This window comes from Streptomyces sp. NPDC058326 (assembly GCF_042879855.1).
Taxonomy (GTDB): domain Bacteria; phylum Actinomycetota; class Actinomycetes; order Streptomycetales; family Streptomycetaceae; genus Streptomyces.
The window spans coordinates 255,303-271,816 of record NZ_JBHVZO010000008.1; the positions used below are offsets into that span (position 1 = coordinate 255,303).

14 protein-coding genes are annotated in these 16,514 nt (G+C 72.5%); 8 read left to right on the plus strand and 6 right to left on the minus strand.

Features of this window, described 5'->3' with window-relative positions:
- Positions 1–145 precede the first annotated feature (145 nt).
- Positions 146–1,720, minus strand: a complete 1,575-nt coding sequence (locus tag ACFVYX_RS17855) for an MFS transporter (RefSeq protein WP_389682304.1) — start codon at positions 1,718–1,720, stop codon at positions 146–148.
- 62 nt (positions 1,721–1,782) lie between these two features.
- On the opposite strand from ACFVYX_RS17855, the gene ACFVYX_RS17860 reads away from it, so the two are divergent.
- A complete protein-coding gene (locus tag ACFVYX_RS17860) occupies positions 1,783–2,742 on the plus strand; it encodes a helix-turn-helix transcriptional regulator (RefSeq protein WP_389682305.1) in 960 nt (319 codons plus the stop codon).
- 81 nt (positions 2,743–2,823) lie between these two features.
- Here the strand turns inward: ACFVYX_RS17860 and ACFVYX_RS17865 are convergent, their stop codons facing one another.
- Positions 2,824–3,825, minus strand: a complete 1,002-nt coding sequence (locus ACFVYX_RS17865) for an RNA polymerase sigma factor RpoD/SigA (protein ID WP_389682306.1) — start codon at positions 3,823–3,825, stop codon at positions 2,824–2,826.
- Between the two features lie 428 nt (positions 3,826–4,253).
- On the opposite strand from ACFVYX_RS17865, the gene ACFVYX_RS17870 reads away from it, so the two are divergent.
- Entirely contained in the window at positions 4,254–5,270 is a 1,017-nt protein-coding gene (locus ACFVYX_RS17870) for a questin oxidase family protein (RefSeq protein WP_389682357.1), read from the plus strand.
- 40 nt (positions 5,271–5,310) lie between these two features.
- On the opposite strand, the gene ACFVYX_RS17875 is transcribed toward ACFVYX_RS17870, so the two are convergent.
- A complete protein-coding gene (locus ACFVYX_RS17875) occupies positions 5,311–6,099 on the minus strand; it encodes a dioxygenase (protein ID WP_389682307.1) in 789 nt (262 codons plus the stop codon).
- Positions 6,100–6,198: 99 nt separating this feature from the next.
- Here ACFVYX_RS17875 and ACFVYX_RS17880 point away from each other — a divergent pair, with 99 nt between their 5' ends.
- Positions 6,199–6,705 (plus strand): MarR family winged helix-turn-helix transcriptional regulator, encoded by a 507-nt coding sequence (locus tag ACFVYX_RS17880; RefSeq protein WP_389682308.1) that lies wholly within the window; start codon positions 6,199–6,201, stop codon positions 6,703–6,705.
- Positions 6,706–6,789: 84 nt separating this feature from the next.
- Here ACFVYX_RS17880 and ACFVYX_RS17885 read toward each other — a convergent pair whose 3' ends face one another.
- Both ACFVYX_RS17885 and ACFVYX_RS17890 read right to left on the minus strand, forming a co-directional pair.
- Positions 6,790–8,319 carry an MFS transporter gene (locus ACFVYX_RS17885; RefSeq protein ID WP_389682309.1) on the minus strand — a complete coding sequence of 510 codons (1,530 nt, stop codon included), beginning with the start codon at positions 8,317–8,319 and terminating at the stop codon, positions 6,790–6,792.
- Between the two features lie 78 nt (positions 8,320–8,397).
- Positions 8,398–9,063 (minus strand): TetR/AcrR family transcriptional regulator, encoded by a 666-nt coding sequence (locus ACFVYX_RS17890; protein ID WP_389682310.1) that lies wholly within the window; start codon positions 9,061–9,063, stop codon positions 8,398–8,400.
- A 270-nt stretch (positions 9,064–9,333) separates the two neighbouring features.
- On the opposite strand from ACFVYX_RS17890, the gene ACFVYX_RS17895 reads away from it, so the two are divergent.
- Positions 9,334–10,605: a M6 family metalloprotease domain-containing protein gene (locus tag ACFVYX_RS17895; RefSeq protein ID WP_389682311.1), complete on the plus strand. Its 1,272-nt coding sequence runs from the start codon at positions 9,334–9,336 to the stop codon at positions 10,603–10,605.
- A gap of 144 nt (positions 10,606–10,749) precedes the next feature.
- Here the strand turns inward: ACFVYX_RS17895 and ACFVYX_RS17900 are convergent, their stop codons facing one another.
- Positions 10,750–12,432 (minus strand): class I adenylate-forming enzyme family protein, encoded by a 1,683-nt coding sequence (locus ACFVYX_RS17900; RefSeq protein ID WP_389682358.1) that lies wholly within the window; start codon positions 12,430–12,432, stop codon positions 10,750–10,752.
- A gap of 237 nt (positions 12,433–12,669) precedes the next feature.
- Here ACFVYX_RS17900 and ACFVYX_RS17905 point away from each other — a divergent pair, with 237 nt between their 5' ends.
- The 4 genes from ACFVYX_RS17905 to ACFVYX_RS17920 all read left to right on the plus strand — a co-directional run bounded on the left by ACFVYX_RS17905 (position 12,670) and on the right by ACFVYX_RS17920 (position 16,435).
- On the plus strand, positions 12,670–13,731 hold the full coding sequence (locus ACFVYX_RS17905) for a PucR family transcriptional regulator (RefSeq protein WP_389682312.1): 1,062 nt from the start codon (positions 12,670–12,672) through the stop codon (positions 13,729–13,731).
- Positions 13,732–13,880: 149 nt separating this feature from the next.
- The gene (locus tag ACFVYX_RS17910; RefSeq protein ID WP_389682313.1) at positions 13,881–14,387 is read left to right on the plus strand and encodes a hypothetical protein; all 507 of its coding nucleotides are present in this window, start codon (positions 13,881–13,883) and stop codon (positions 14,385–14,387) included.
- A gap of 53 nt (positions 14,388–14,440) precedes the next feature.
- Positions 14,441–15,871, plus strand: coding sequence for a flotillin family protein (locus ACFVYX_RS17915; protein ID WP_389682314.1), 1,431 nt, complete (start codon positions 14,441–14,443; stop codon positions 15,869–15,871).
- Between the two features lie 18 nt (positions 15,872–15,889).
- Positions 15,890–16,435: a hypothetical protein gene (locus ACFVYX_RS17920; RefSeq protein ID WP_389682315.1), complete on the plus strand. Its 546-nt coding sequence runs from the start codon at positions 15,890–15,892 to the stop codon at positions 16,433–16,435.
- Positions 16,436–16,514 lie beyond the last annotated feature (79 nt).

The following is a 16,514-nucleotide window of genomic DNA, read 5'->3' on the forward strand; positions in this document are numbered from 1 at the left end:
CGCCCGGATTTCCGCAAAGTAAACGGACTCGGGCATTCAAACGGGCATGAACGGACATCGGCGGATGTCCCGGAGCGCGCCGAAGGGCCCTGGGTCCCGGGAGGATTCCCGGCACCCAGGGCCCTTCGGGGCGGCCTTCGGGCGCTCAGTGCGTCAGCGCCGGCTCCTTCTCGACCGCCACGGCGTCGGTGGCGTCGCCCTCGGCCACCACGGCGTCGGTGGCGTCGTCGCCGCCCTCCAGGTGCTGCTTCGGCTTCGCCGGCAGGGCGAACATCACCAGGAAGATCACCGCGAGGACGCCCGCCGCCCAGCCGAGCGAGTTCTGGAAGGCGTCGGTGAAGGCCGCCCCCGCCTCGGACGGCAGCCGGACGTTCCAGTCGTCGATCACACCGAAGAAGAAGACCGACACCAGGCCGAGCCCCAGCGCGTTGCCCATCTGGCCCGTCGTGTTGATGAGGCCCGAGGCCGAGCCCGCGTGCTCCCTCGGCACCTCGGAGAGGACCGCGTCGGTCAGCGGCGCCACGATGAGGCCCATGCCCAGGCCCATGACCACCAGCGGCGGGACCATCTGCCAGGGCTCGATCCCGGTCCCGTACCGGCCCGCCTCGAAGAAGTAGAGGAGGAGGCCCGCGATCATCGTCAGCGCGCCCGCCTGGAGCACCTTCCGGCCGAAGCGCGGCACCAGCTTCTGCACGGAGAGCCCGGCCGCCACGGAGACCGCGACCGAGAACGGCACCCCGGTCAGACCCGCCTTCAGCGCGCTCCAGCCGAGCCCGACCTGCATGTACAGCGTCCAGACCAGGAAGAAGATGCCCAGCACGACACCGAAGGTCAGCTGCACCGCGATGCCGGCCGCGAAGCTCTTCACCCTGAACAGCGACAGCTCGACGAGCGGCGAACCGTCCTTCTTCGTCTTGTACTTCTCGTACGCGACGAGGGCGGCGAAGACGAACGCGCTGCCGATCATCATCAGATGACCCCACAGCGGCCAGTCCAGCTCACGGCCTCGCGTCAGCGGGTAGATCAGCATCAGCAGCGCCGCCGCCACCAGGAGCATGCCGACGATGTCGAGCCGGAGCGCCTTCGGCGCCTTCGACTCGGTGATGAACTTCCGGCCGAGGAGCAGGCCCGCGATGCCGACCGGCAGGTTGATGAGGAAGATCGGGCGCCACTCGAGGCCCGCGATGTTCCACTCCGTCAGCAGCGCGCCGAGCAGCGGGCCCGAGACCGCGCCGAGGCCGATGACCGCGCCGAACATCCCGAAGACCTTGCCGCGCTCGTGCGCCGGGAAAGTGACGTGGATGATCGAGAGGACCTGCGGCACCATCATCGCCGCCGCCGCGCCCTGGAGCAGGCGGGAGGCGACCAGGATCTCCGGGTTGGCGGCGAAGCCGCAGAGCGCCGAGGCGAGCGTGAAGGCGGCGGTGCCGAGGAGGAAGAGCCGCTTGCGGCCGTAGATGTCCCCGAGCCGGCCGCCGGTGATCAGCCCCGTCGCGAAGGCGAGGGCGTAGCCGGCGGTGATCCACTGGATGGCCGCCGAGGAGGCGCCGAGGTCCTGCTCGATGCTGGGAATCGCGATGTTGACGATCGTGGCGTCGACCAGATCCATGAAGGCGGCCGTCATGACGATGGCGAGGGCGATCCAGCGCCTCTTGTCGCTCGTACCGGCCGGAACCTCGTCGACGGGGGCCGCTTCCGTGACGGCGTCGTGTGAACTCATACGAAGAAGATAGAAGTCATCTAGGTCAGCTAATGTCCTAGATCGGCCTCATCCTGAATGCCATGACGGACACTCCGGCACGACTCCTGAATCTGCTCTCGCTCCTCCAGACCCCCCGCGAGTGGCCCGGAAGCGAGCTCGCCGAACGGCTCTCGGTCTCCCCGCGCACCATCCGGCGGGACATCGACCGGCTCCGTGACCTCGGCTATCCCGTCGAGGCGACGCTCGGCGCGGTCGGCGGCTACCGGCTCGTCGCCGGTACGGCCATGCCTCCGCTCCTCCTCGACGACGAGGAGGCCGTCGCCATCGCGGTCGGTCTCCGGGCCGGGGCCGGGCACGCGATCGAGGGCGTGGAGGAGGCCTCCGTACGGGCCCTGGCGAAGCTGGAACAAGTGCTGCCCGCGCGCCTCAGGCACCGGGTCTCCACGCTCCAGAACGCCACGATCCCCCTCACGCGAGGCGACGGGGCCACGGTCGCTCCGGCCACGCTCACCGCCCTGGCGGGCACGGTCACCGGCCGGGAGAGGCTGCGCTTCGGCTACCGGGCGGGGGACGGCGCCGAGACGAAACGCCTGGTCGAGCCCTACCGGCTCGTCTCCACGGGGCACCGGTGGTACCTCGTGGCGTACGACCTGGGGCGCGAGGACTGGCGCACCTTCCGGGTGGACCGGGTGAGCGAACCGCTCGCCACCGGCGCCCGCTTCACCCCGCGCGAGCTGCCGGCGGGCGACGCGGCGCAGCTCCTGCTCCGTTCCATGTCCCGCGCCCAGCCCGAGATGGAGCTGGACGTCAGCTTCGAGGCTCCCGCCGGCTTCGTCACGGCGCGGCTCCCCTCCCATCTCGTCCCCACGGAGACGGGGCCCGACAGTTGCCGTCTGCGCGTCCGGGCGACGGACTCGGTGGAATGGCTGGCCCTCCGCCTCGCCCTGGTGGACGCCCCCTTCACGATCCACGGCCCGCCCGCCCTCCACACCTATGTGGAGGACCTGGCGAGCCGTCTGTCGGCGTCGACACGCGGATAGGGGCCGGGCCCTGGTTCCCCGGCCCTCGGGTCACCGGGAGCCAGGGCTCACGCGGGCGCTCGGGTCATCGGGAGCCAGGGCTCACGCCGCCGCGTCGAAGCCCGTGTCGCGGGCCATCTTCTTGAGTTCGAGCAGGGCGTGCTTCTCGATCTGGCGGATCCGCTCCCTCGTCAGACCGTGCTCCTTGCCGACCTCCGTCAGCGTCCGCTCGCGGCCGTCCTCGATGCCGTACCGCATCCGGATGATCGACGCCGTGCGGTGGTCGAGCTTGTCGATGAGGTCGTCGAGCTCCTCGCTGCGCAGCAGCGTGAGCACCGACTGCTCCGGCGAGATCGCCGAGGTGTCCTCCAGGAGGTCGCCGAACTGCGTCTCACCCTGGTCGTCCACCGACATGTTCAGCGAGACCGGGTCGCGGGACCAGTCCAGGACGTCGACGACCCGCTCGGGCGTCGAGCCCAGCTCGGCGGCGATCTCGGCGGGCTCGGGCTCCCGCCCGTTCTCCCGGTTGAACTCGCGCTGCACCCGCCGGATCCGGCCGAGCTCCTCCACCAGGTGGACGGGGAGCCGGATCGTGCGGGACTGGTCGGCGATGGACCGGGTGATGGCCTGGCGGATCCACCAGGTCGCGTACGTGGAGAACTTGAAGCCCTTCGCGTAGTCGAACTTCTCGACCGCGCGGACCAGGCCCGCGTTCCCCTCCTGGATCAGGTCGAGCAGCGGCAGCCCACTGCGCGGGTAGCGCCGGGCCACGGCCACCACGAGCCGCAGGTTGGACTTGATGAAGAGGTCCTTGGCACGCTCGCCCTCGGCGACCAGTGCTTCGAGCTCCTCGCGGGACGCGCCGCCCGCCTCGCTCTCCACCTCTCGGTCGAGGATCTGCTGGGCGTAGACACCCGCCTCGATCGTCTGGGAGAGCTCGACCTCCTTGGCGGCGTCGAGCAGGGGCGTGCGCGCGATCTCGTCGAGGTACATGCCGACCAGGTCGCGGTCGGCGATCTCCCCGCCCACGGCGCGAACGCTGCTTGCCCGTGCGGCCCCGCTCTGGGCGGAGGTCTGACGACGGGCGACGGCACGGGTTGCCATGCGTGCTCCCTTGCTGAGTAGGTCGCGACACCCTTACGAGTGCCCTGCATCCGACGGAAACAACGACTGGAATCCGGACAGAATTCCCACCGTGCACATGGATTTTCGCGATCATGCAGTATCCTGCGCGGCCGTCGCCCCGTCGGGCATGCCGCAGGCACCCACGGAGGCGCAGGTCAGACCGGGCACGGGGGGTGGTCCGGCGCCGCTCGCGGTGCCCCCGACCACACCGTCGGTGAGACCCCGATCACATACGGCGTCACCTTTCAGGACGCCGGGAGGGGGCAGGAGGTTGCCCCGCCGGCAGGGAGCCCTCACTCCCGCGCGGGGGTGGCCTCGGACTCGCGGACTAGGTCGCGAGCCCGTTACGCGGCGCCCTTCCCCGCCCTACCGTCGCCCTCATGAGCAATGCGAGCGGCATGACTGCGATGAGCGACACCACCGGAACCCTCGACGAAGCCCTCGAACGCCTCCACACCACCGGCCCCGAGCGCAACGGCTGGCTCACCAATCACGCCCCGATGGCCGTCGAGGCCCTGGCCCGCCACGGCCAGGCCCCGGCCGTGCACCGCTGGCTCGACCGGTACGCGCACAAACTGGAGGAGCTGCCGCCCCCGTCCCGCCCCGTCACGGCGGACAACTGGCGCGAGGCGCTCGGCGATCCCGTCCGGATCACCGACTGGACCCGCTTCTTCGGGCGCGAGCTCGACGGGCACCCCTGGCGCGAGGTCCTCTCCGCCTGGTGGCCCCGCCTGCTGCCGGGCATCGCCGGCGGGGCGACGCATCCCGTGATCCGTACCGGTCATGCCGTACGGACCCTCCTGACGTCCGGCGAGGAGACGGCACCGCGCCGCGCCGAGCTGGCCCACGCGCTCGGCTACTGGGCGGCCCGCCACCAGCCGCTGCCCGCGCTCACCCCGCTGGCCGCGGCGCCGTCGGCGGCGGCCGCCCTGGACGCCGTACCGCCGGTTCCCGACCAGGACGGCGGGATCCGGGCGCGGCTCGTCCAGCTGACGGGGTTCCCGGTCTGGGGCGGGGCCCCAGATCCGGAGACCGCGAGGGCGCGGCTCGTGGAGCTGGTGACGGCGGCGACGCACCGGTACGCGACGCACGGCCACGGTGAGCCGATCATGCTGGTCCACGCGGCGACGGCGCCGAACGCGGTCCTGCGCGCCCTTCCGGCGCTCCCCCGCGAGCTGTGGGCGCCGAGCCTGGCGGCCGCGTGGACGGCGGCGGCCGCGGTGACGGCCGCGTACACCCCGGCGGAGGCGGCGGCCCTCGCGCCCACGTCCCTCACGCTGACGCCGGAGGAGGTCTTCGAGCGGGCGGCCGCGCACGGCGACGACCACACGATCAAGTTCACCGACACGGCGCTCGACGTGGGCGACCCGCTCGCGCTCGCCGCCGCCGTGCGCTCGGTCGAGCTGAACCCGCCGGTGTTCTGAGGAGCGCCGGTGTCCCGAGGGGCCCGACCGACGACCGGTCTCAGCCGAACTGCACGGACCGCTTGGCGAGGCCCATCCAGAACCCCTCGATCACCGACCGCTCCGCGTCGAGGTCGCCGGCCGCGTCCGCCGCGCCCATGGTGACGAAGAGCGGGGCGAAGTGCTCCGTACGCGGGTGGGCGAGGCGGCCGGCGGGTGACTTGTGCGCGAAGTCGAGGAGGGCGTCGACGTCGTGCGCGGCGAGGGCCTCACGCCCCCACGCGTCGAACTCGGCGGACCAGCCGGGCACGCCGCCGCCGGTGTGGCGGAGGGCGGCCAGGTTGTGGGTGAAGAACCCGCTGCCGACGATGAGAACGCCCTCGTCGCGGAGGGGGGCGAGCCTGCGCCCGATGTCCATGAGGCGGCGCGGGTCGAGGGTGGGCATGGAGATCTGGAGTACGGGGATGCCGGCGTCCGGGAACATCTCGACGAGCGGCACGTAGGCGCCGTGGTCGAGGCCCCGGTCGGGGATGTCCTGGACGGGCGTGCCGGGCGCGCGGAGCAGCTTGCGGACCGCCTCGGCGAGGGCGGGCGCGCCGGGGGCCTCGTACCGGACCTGGTAATAGTGCTCGGGGAAGCCCCAGAAGTCGTACACGAGGGGGACGGTCTCGGTGGCACCGAGCGCGAGCGGGGCCTCCTCCCAGTGGGCGGAGACCATCAGGATCGCCCGGGGGCGGGGGAGGCCGGCGGACCAGGCGGCGAGTTCGCCGGGCCAGACGGGGTCGTCGGCGAGCGGCGGGGCGCCGTGGGAGAGGTAGAGGGCGGGCATCCGTTCCAGCGTGGCGTCCATGGTGACGAGACCTCCGGCATCCTCGTGTTACTTGAAACTTCAAGCTCAGCATCTGCAGAGTAGACCTAAATAGTTCAACTTTCAAGGATGGGTCGTACGATGGGAACCATGGGAGACATGACCGAACCGCGCTGGCTCAGCGACGAGGAACAGCGCACCTGGCGCGCCTACCTGCATGCCACCACGCTCCTGGAGGACCACCTCGACCGCCAGTTGCAGCGCGACGCCGGGATGCCGCACGTCTACTACGGGCTGCTCGTCCAGCTCTCCCAGGCCCCCCGCCGCCGGCTGCGGATGACCGAGCTCGCCAGGAACGCCAAGATCACCCGCTCCCGCCTCTCCCACGCGATCGCCCGCCTGGAGAAGAACGGCTGGGTACGGCGCGAGGACTGCCCCTCCGACAAGCGCGGCCAGTTCGCCCAGCTGACGGACGAGGGCATGGAGGTGCTGCGCCGCACCGCGCCCGGCCATGTGGCGGCCGTGCGCCAGGCGTTGTTCGACCGGCTCTCCCCCGAACAGGCGGACCAGCTCGGCGAGATCATGCGGGTGATGGCCGAGGGCCTCGAACCCGCGGGCCCGGACGCGGACCTGCCCTGGCTCCGCTGAGCACACGGCTCGCGGAACCAGGGCAGGTCCGGGTGCGGACGGGAGGCCGGCCCGGATGCGTACGGAGAGCCGGTCCGGCCGGGGTCAGTGGGCGATGACCGGCACCTTCACCTCGTCGTCCGCGTCCGCACCGGACCCGGCGACGACCCCCATGTCCGGCTTCCCCGTGGTGATCAGGGCGAAGGCGATCGCGGCCGAGACGACCAGGATGCCGACGGCCCACCAGATGGCGGCCGTGTAGCCCTCGACCATGCCCTGGAGCTGCAGCAGCCGCTGCCCGGCCGGGGTGGTCGCGCCCGCCGCGTGGTCGGCCAGGTACGCGGTGGTCGCCGAGGCGGCGATCGTGTTCAGCAGGGCCGTACCGATGGCGCCGCCGACCTGCTGCGAGGTGTTGACCATCGCGGAGGCCACACCGGCGTCCCGCGGATCCACGCCGAGCGTCGCGAGCGACATGGCCGGCATGAACGCCGTACCCATGCCGAGACCGAGCAGCAGCTGCGCGGGCAGGATCAGACCGGCGTACGAGGTACCGACCTCCAGCTGGGTGAGCAGCAGCATGCCGACGCCCGCGGTCAGGAAACCGGGGGCCATGAGCAGCCGCGGCGGGACCCGGGTCATCAGGCGCGTACCGATCTGGGTCGAGCCGGCGATCATGCCCACGATCATGGGCAGGAACGCGAAGCCCGTCATGACGGGCGAGTAGCCCTTCACGATCTGGAGGTAGTACGTCAGGAAGAGGAAGAGGCCGAACATCGCGATGACCGCGAGACCCAGCGACAGGTAGACACCGCCGCGGTTGCGGTCGGTCAGGACCCGCAGCGGCAGCAGCGGGGACTTCACCAGCGACTCGGTGACGACGAACGCGATGAGCAGCAGACCGGAGCCGATGAACAGGCCGACCGTGCCGGCGTCGCTCCAGCCCTCGGACTCGGCGCGGGTGAAGCCGTACACGAGCGCGACCAGGCCCAGGGTCGAGAGGATCACGCCGGGGATGTCGAGCGTCGAGCGGTTGCGGCCGCCCGCCGGCTCACGGACGACGAGGTACGCGCCCACGGCGGCGACGACGGCGAACGGGATGTTGACGAAGAAGGTCCAGCGCCAGTTCAGGTACTCGGTGAGGAAACCGCCGAGGATCAGACCCACGGCGCCGCCGCCACCGGCGATCGCGCCGTAGATGCCGAAGGCCTTGGCGCGTTCCTTGGCGTCGGTGAAGGTAACGGCGAGCAGCGAGAGCGCGGCGGGCGCGAGGAGCGCGCCGAACGCGCCCTGGAGCGCGCGGGCACCCAGCATCATGGCCTCGCCCGTCGCCGCCCCGCCGAGGGCGGAGGCCGCGGCGAAGCCGATCAGGCCGACGACGAAGGTGCGCTTGCGGCCCCACAGGTCGGCTATGCGTCCGCCGAACAGGAGCAGCCCGCCGAAGGCGAGGGCGTAGGCGGTGATGACCCACTGCCGGTTGCCGTCCGAGATCCCGAGGTCCTGCTGGGCGGAGGGCAGCGCGATGTTCACGATCGTCGCGTCGAGCACGACCATCAGCTGGGCCAGGGCGATGAAGACGAGCGCTTTCCAGCGGCCCGGGTCGGGGTGGGTCATGGAGCTGTCGGGGACTTTCGGCATGGGGGTAGCCACCTCTTGGCGCGTACTGGTGAAAAAGGGACGGAAAGGCTTACGTGAAGGGGTGCGGGGCCCCGGCTCTCATGACGGACAGGAGTCGCGCCTCAGGTCCTCCAGGGTCACGGCCGTCCCGGGCAGCTCGGAGCGCGCGGGCGCTTCGAGGCCGTCGAGGAACAGCTGCAGATGGCGGTGGACGAACTGGTCCCAGCCGGCGCCGCAGGCCGTCCCGGGCAGCGGGCGGGTCAGCTGGGACACCGCCACCATGAGGTCCCCGACGCCGACGTCGGAGCGGAGCCGGCCGGCCCGCTGGGCGCGGTCGACGAGCGCCTGGACGACTTCCTCCAGGCGGTCGCGCTCGGCGATCAGGTCGGGGTGGTCCTTGTCGAAGGCCCCGTCGAGCATCGGGCACAGGGCGCCGATGCGTTCCTCGGCGGCGGCGTGGGTGAAGCGCCGGAGGGCGGCGAAGGTGTCGGCCTCCTCCTCGGCGGCCCGTTCGGCGACCTCGGTGACGCGGGCCATGAGCGAGAGGACGACCTCGCGGACGAGGTCGGGGCGCTCGGGGAAGTTCCGGTAGAGGGTGGCGTTCCCGACGCCGGCCCGGCGCGCGACCTCGTCGTACGGCACCTGGGGGCCGAACTCGACGAACATCTCGCGCGCCGCCGTCACGATCCGCTCGCGGTTGCGCAGCGCGTCGGCCCGCGGGCGGGGCACGCGACGGGCGGGTGCGGTGTCGGCACTGGTGGTCACGCCACGACCTCCTCGGTCGTCTCGGATTCGGTATCCGGGGAGGGACTCCCCACTTCGTTCAACACAGTCCTGAACGGGGACCTAGTCCCCGGTTATTTCCCACCCCCGTTATGACCTGGGTCACAACCGTCGGCCCCTGCTCGGGATCCCACGATCGGGCCACCCGGCGCGCGCGGACGAACCGCTCGTCACAGGCTGATCGGACAGCGCGGGCCCCGCGGACCGGAAGGGCCCGTGGCGCCGACCTGCCCCCACCGGAGAGGCGACCGTATGCAGCACTCCCGCCGACGGATACGCAGACCCGTCGCCCTGGCCGCGACCACGGCGCTCTCCCTCACGCTGCTCGCCTCCGCGAGCACCACCCTCCCCGGGCCCGCCCCCGCCTCCGCGGGGCCCGTGGCCACCGCACCCGGGGGCGCCCAGCTCGGCCCGTGCCGCATCGCCACCACGCTCGGCGTGCAGATGTCGGAAGGGCTGCCCACGGCCCCCGGGTACGTCCGCTCCACGGGCCAGGTCAAGGCCCTCAACCTGATGATCGACTTCCCCGACGCCACCGGCGACGGCACGGCGATGGGCCGCTTCCGCGAGTTCTTCCCGCAGACCGCCGAATGGTTCCGCGTCAGCTCGTACGGGCGTCTGCGCTACCAGGCCGAGGCGCCCATACCCGACTGGCTGCGGATGCCCAAGGCCTTCTCCGCGTACGGGATCGAGCGCGGCTCACCGTACGAGCCGGGGTACCGCTCCCTCGTCGAGGACATCGTGACGACGGCCGACGCCAAGGTGGACTTCAGTGCGTACGACCTGGTCAACGTCCTGGTCACGCCGAACGCCGGGCCCTCCGCCCTCGACACCGTCCTGTCCGTGACCTTCTCCGGCAACGACGACGCCCCCTACGCCGACGGCGTGCCGCTGGCCAACACGTCCTTCGTCTACAGCCGCCAGGACGACGGGTCCGGCAGCTTCGCCGAGACCGGCTACCGCGTCCTGCCCCACGAGAACGGGCACGTCTTCGGACTGCCCGACCTGTACACATCGGACGGCGGCGGGTCCGTCGGGCACTGGGACATCATGTCCGAGGACTGGGGCGCCAACAACGACCTGCTCGGCTGGCACAAGTGGAAGCTGGGCTGGCTCGACAACGACCAGGTCGGCTGCGCGTCCGCCGCGGGCACCGGTGACTGGACCCTCACCCCGCTGGCCGTACCCGGCGGCCCCAAGCTGACGTTCGTCCCGCTCTCCGGCACCTCCGGTTACGCGGTCGAGGTCCGCGGCAAGGGCGGCAACGACGAGGCCGTCTGCGAGGAGGGCGTCCTCGTCTACCGGGTGGAGTCCGACGTGGACACCGGCCACGGCCCGGTGACCGTGTCGGACAGTGAGCGCGCGAGCGGCGGCTGCACCCGGCGCGCCAACGTCCACGCGGAACTCTCGGACGCTCCGTACCGCCCCGGCGAGACGTTCACGGACCGGGCGAACGGCATACGGATCAGCGTGCTGGACGAGGACGAGAACGGCACGTACCGGGTCCGCATCACGCGCGACTGAGGAGCCCGCGTCACCCGCCCCGCGTACCCGCCCGCGTCACCCGCCCCGCGTACCCGCCCGCGTCACCCGCCCCGCGTCACGAGCCTCCGTGCGGCCCCGTACGAGCCTCCGTGCGGCCCCGTCACGAGCCTCCGCGCGACCCCGTCACCCGCCTCCGAACAGCCCGTCCCGCAGCTCCCGCTTGAGGATCTTCCCCGTCGGGTTCCGGGGCAGCTCCTCCTCGCGTACGAGGACACGTGCGGGCACCTTGAAAGCCGCGAGGCGCGTCCCCACGTGGGCGCGCAGGCGCTCGGTGTCGGCGTCCGCCCCGGCGCGCAGCCGTACGACGGCCATGACCTCCTCCCCCAGGACGGGGTGCGGCACTCCGAGGACGGCGGCGTCGACGACGTCCGGGTGCTCGTGCAGCACGGTCTCGACCTCGACGCAGTACACGTTCTCCCCGCCGCGGATCACCATGTCGGTGAGCCGGTCGACGATGCCGACCCGGCCGTCCCCGTCGACGCGCGCGAGGTCCCCGGTCCTGAACCAGCCGTCGTCGGTGAAGGCGGCGCGGGTGGCGGCCTCGTTCCCCCAGTAGCCCCGGACGAGGGACTGTCCGCGCAGCCACAGCTCCCCCACGCCCTCGGCGTCGGGCCGCTCGATCCGCACCTCGGTGACGGGCGAGGGCCGGCCGACGCTCCCGGGGTGGGCGCGGTACTCGGCGCCGACGTTCGACAGCACCCCGCCGCAGGTCTCGGTGAGCCCGTAGCCGTTGCGGGGCTCGACGCGGTCCCCGTATCCGGCGCTGATCCCGGCGACGATGCCGGGCGGGGCGGCGGCGCCCCCGGTGCTCAGCAGGGTGAGGCTCTCCAGCGGGTCGCCGGTGGCGCGGGCGAGGTCGAGCAGCTGGAGCGCGGTGGTGGGCACGCCCGCGTAGTGGGTGACCCGGTGTTCCCGGATCAGTTCGAGAGCCCGGCCCGCGTCCCACTTCCGCATCATGACGAGCGTGCCGCCCGCGGCCATCACGGCGTAGAGGGAGGTGAAGGCGGCGACGTGGAAGAAGGGGAACGTGGTCAGCGACACGGGCGCGGGCCCCGTCCCCGGCACGTCCCCGCGAGCGAGGGCCGCGGCGGCGGCGAAGTACCGGGGGTTCATGGCGGCTCCGGCCTGCGCGAGATGGGTGGCGACGGCGCCCTTGGGGCGGCCGGTGGTGCCGGAGGTGTAGATGAGGGTGGCGTCGTGCTCGGGCAGGACGTCGACGGGCGGCGGCCCGAGGAACGGATCGGTGTCGGCGACGTAGGGGACGAAGCCGCCCCCGTCCCCGTCTCCGTCCCCGGCGTCGGCCTCGGCCCGGGGGAAGACGCCCCCGCTCCCGGCGTGGAAGACGATCCCCGGCACACCGTTGCGCCGCGCCCATGCCCGCACGCGTCCGACCCGCTCGCCGTCGACGAGCAGCACGCCCGGCGCGCAGTCGTCGAGCGCGTACGCGAACTCGTCCTCGGTCCACCAGGCGTTGAGGGGTACGGCGACGAGGCCGGCGAGCTGCGCGGCCCAGAAGGCGACCTGCCACTCGGGCAGGTTCCGCATGGCGACGACGGCACGGTCCCCGGGGCGCAGCCCGTACTCCCCGGCGAGCCGCCGGGCGAGCCCGCAGGCGGCGTCGAAGAACTCCCGGTAGGTCATGGGCCCGCTCTCGGACACCAGGAACACCCGGTCCCCGTAGCCCCAGACGGCCTCCACGAACTCCCGCAGCGTGCGGGGCCCACCGGCGTACACCCCGTCCACGACGGCGAAGGGCGCTCCGGGCGCGGTCAGCCGCGCTTCCCCCGACCGCCCGTCGGACACCATCACGAGGACCTCCTGAGCGCTCGCTTACCCCAGCGCGGCGACGCTATGCGCCGCCCTCCCCGGGGTCAACCCCGGCAGACCCGCCGCGGGGCGCACCGGAGCGGAAAGGGACCCGTCTTGGTCCGCGCGTCAAGAGCACGTCAAGATGACGCCGGAGACGCCTCACGAACCGGAGGCGCTCCGAGAACCGGGGACGCGCTTCGAGAACCGGAGACGCTTCGAGCACACGGGGGGACCATGACGGAGAGGGAACCGGCCGAGGAACACCTCGACGGGTACGCCGCCATCCTGGCGGACGTCTGCGCGACCGGCCGCGGGCTCACCCGTGACGAACGCGACGCCCTGCGCTCCCGCGGCGAGCGGGCCGCGGAGGCCGGCATCGGGCTGCGGGCCGCCGTCCGTTCCCACCTGACCGCCGCCGAGCGGCTGCGCCCCGGGCTGCCGAGGATCGCCGCCGACCACCTCCTGAGCGCCGTCGGGCAGGCCGTCGACGCCTTCGCCGAGGGCCACGAACGGGCCCAGCGCCTCGCGGTGCGCCAGGAGGAGGCCGCACGGCGTGAGTTCATCGACGACCTGCTCCACGGCCGCAGCGACCTCGGCCGCCTGGCCGAGCGCGCCGAACGCTTCGGGCTGCTCCTGTCCCACGCCCACGCCGTGGCCGTCGCCCAGGGCCCGGAGCCGTACGACGACGGGTACGCGGTCACCCGTACCGTCGAGTCCTCGCTCACCGCCCGCTTCGGCAACCGCCGCCTCCTGCTCACCACCAAGGACGGCCGGCTGATCTGCGTAGCCCCCGCCGACGAGCCCGACGTCCTCGCCCACTTCGCCAAGCAGGCGTACGCGGCGACCGACGGCGGCCGGGTCGCCGTCGGCCGCGCGCACCCGGGCGCGGGCGGCGTCGTCCACTCCTACGAGGAGGCCCTCAACGCCCTCGACCTCGCCGACCGCATGCACCTCGACGACCCGGTCCTGTACGCCGCCGACCTCCTGGTCTACCCGGTCCTCACCCGCGACCGGCAGGCCATGGCCGACCTCGTCCGCAGCGTCCTCGGCCCGCTCAAGGAGGCCCGCGGCGGCGCGAAGCCCCTCCTCGACACCCTCAGCGCGTACTTCGACACCGGCTGCGTCACCGCCCAGGCGGCCCGCCGACTCAGTCTCAGCGTGCGGGCCATGACGTACCGCCTCGACCGCATCCACCGACTGACCGGCGCGGACCCCGGCGACCCGGTCCAGCGCTACACCCTCCAGACCGCCGTCGTCGGCGCCCGCCTCCTTGACTGGCCCGACCAGCCGCTGTGAGCCCCGGCCGGCGCGGAGGCAGCCTCACGCACACAGGCGGCATCAAGAGCGCGTAAAGACTGCCGGAACCATGCAGTGAACGTCAGCGCTGTCCCGTGGCAAACTCCCTGGACAACGGGAGAGACAACGCACGGGGACAGGTGGCGCACATGGGCTGGTTTCTCGGTCTCGGCATCGTCGGTCTGGTGCTGCTCGTGCTGTCCCTGGTCTTCGACGGGGTGCTGGAGGGGGTCCTCGACGGGGCCGGCGGGGGGCTTGACGGGTTTCTGTCGTTGCCGGTGATCGCCGGGTTCGTCTCGGCGCTCGGGTTCACGGGGGCGATCGTCCTCGGGACCACCGGTACGGGGGCGGGGGGCGCCGCCGGTGCGGGTGCGGTCGCGGGGGGTGTCGTGGGGTGGGTGACCTGGCGGTTCAGCCGGGCACTGACCCGCGACGGGGCCGCACCCGCGCCGCGGGGCGAGGACCTGGCCGGTACGAGCGGTTCGGTGGTCACCGCGATCCCGGCCGACGGGTACGGCGAGGTCCTGCTCCACCTCGCGGGCCAGCCGGTGAAGTACGCGGCGAAGGCCGACGCTCCCGTCGCACGCGGCGCCGAGGTGTGGGTCGAGTCCGTGCTCTCACCGACATCGGTCACCGTCCGGCCGGTCGAGCGATGACCACCCTCCGCCTGCCGTTCTTCACGATTCATCTCTGATCGAAAGGGGTTCCCATGAGCCCTGTACTGATGTCCGTGGTGGGCATCGTCGTCCTTCTCGTGCTGCTCGCCCTCGTCGTCATCACCCGCTACAAGGTCGCCGGGCCCAGCGAGGCGTTCATCATCACCGGCCGGCGGGGCAAGCAGGCCACCGATCCCGCCACGGGGCGGGTGTTCACCGACAACAGCGGCCAGAAGGTCGTGGTCGGCGGCGGCGTCTTCGTCGTCCCGTTCGTCCAGCAGAAGTTCACGCTCGACCTCTCCAGCCGGCACATCCCCGTCGCCGTCCGCGGCGCGGTCACCCTGCGCGGAGTGAAGGCGAACCTGGAGGGCGTCGCGATCGTCAAGGTCGGCGGCACCGAGGACTCCATCCGGGCCGCCGCGCAGCGCTTCCTGATGCAGCAGGACGGCATCGTCGGCTTCACCCAGGAAGTGCTGTCCGGCGCGCTGCGCTCCATCGTCGGCCGGATGTCGGTCGAGGACATCATCCGGGACCGCGCCGCGTTCGCCGGCCAGGTCGCAGAGGAGGCCGAGGCCAGCCTGTCGGGCCAGGGCCTGGTCCTCGACGCCTTCCAGATCCAGGACATCACCACCGAGGGCTCCTACCTGGAGGACCTCGGCCGCCCCGAGGCCGCCCGCGCCAAGCAGGAGGCCGACATCGCCGAGGCGGTCGCCCGCCGCGCCGCCGAACAGGCCCGGCTGAAGGCGGAGGAGGAGATCGCGATCGCGCAGCGCACCCTCTACCTGAAGCAGGCCGAGATCAAGGCCCAGACCGACGAGGCCGCCGCCCAGGCCAACGCGGCCGGCCCGCTCGCCGAAGCCGACCGCCAGCAGCAGATCCTCACCGAGCAGGAGAAGGTCGCCGAGCGCCAGGCCGCCCTGACCGACCGCCAGCTCGACACCCAGGTCCGCAAGCCCGCCGACGCGGCCCGCTACCAGGCCGAGCAGGAGGCCGAGGCCCGCCGTATCGCCCTGGTCAAGCAGGCCGAGGCCGACGCGCAGCGTTCCCGCCTCACCGGTGAGGGCGAGAAGGCCCACCGTGCGGCTCTCGCCGACGCCGTCCGCATCGAGGGCGAGGCCGAGGCTGCGGCCATCGCCGCCAGGGGCTCCGCCGAGGCGGAGGCGATGGAGAAGAAGGCCGACGCCTTCGCCCGGTACGGCGACGCCGCCGTCCTCCAGATGCTCGTCGAGGTCCTGCCGCAGGTCGTCGCCAAGGCGTCCGAGCCGCTGTCCGCCATCGACAAGATGACGGTCATCTCCACCGACGGGGCGAGCCAGTTGTCCCGTACGGTCGCCGACAACGTCGCCCAGGGCATGGAGCTCCTCTCCTCCACCACCGGAGTCGACCTCGCCCAGCTCCTCCAGGGCATCACCCAGAAGAAGCCGGTCCCCGGACCGGCCCAGCCGGCGCCGTCCACCGACGGCGCCATCGAGATCACCGACTGAGGGACGGCGGGGGACGCGGTGAGAACCAGCTTCAGGATCCACGCGGGGGCGCAGCTCTCCCTCTCCGGTCTTGGACTTCTCGCCGCGGCCCTCGCCGCCGTGCCACTCCTCCCACCGTTCGCGGACGAGTGGCTCCTCCTCGGCGCCGGCATCGCCCTGCTGGTGCCCCTGCACCTGGCGACGCTCGTCCGCGGCGTCGCCGTCGGGCTCCGGGACATACGCTTCGCGAGCAGCAGGGCGAACCAGTGGCGCGCCCTGCGCTCCCTGCCCCGGCGCGTCCAGGCGCTGCTCGCCGCCCTGGGCCTGGCCGGCCTGGCTCTGATCACCGGTGTCGGTGCGGACGACTCCTCGCTCCAGAAGGCGGACTCCGTCCGGGGCCGTTACTTCGCCGTCGACCCCACCGACCCCCGACGCATGCGGTTCGAGGTCCCCAGGGACACGTACGAGACGCTGCGCAAGGAGGAGCAGCGGGTGGCGTTCGCGGCCTACGCTCTCGTGGCGGCGGGGGGCGCCGGACTGACGCTCGTCTCTGCGAGGTTCGACAGCCGGGCGGTCGGACCGTGACCGGCGGCCCACCGTCCTCGCAGCCGCACGGCGGAACTCCGCGGTCCGGCCGATACCGGGGGGGGAATCGTGACCGCGC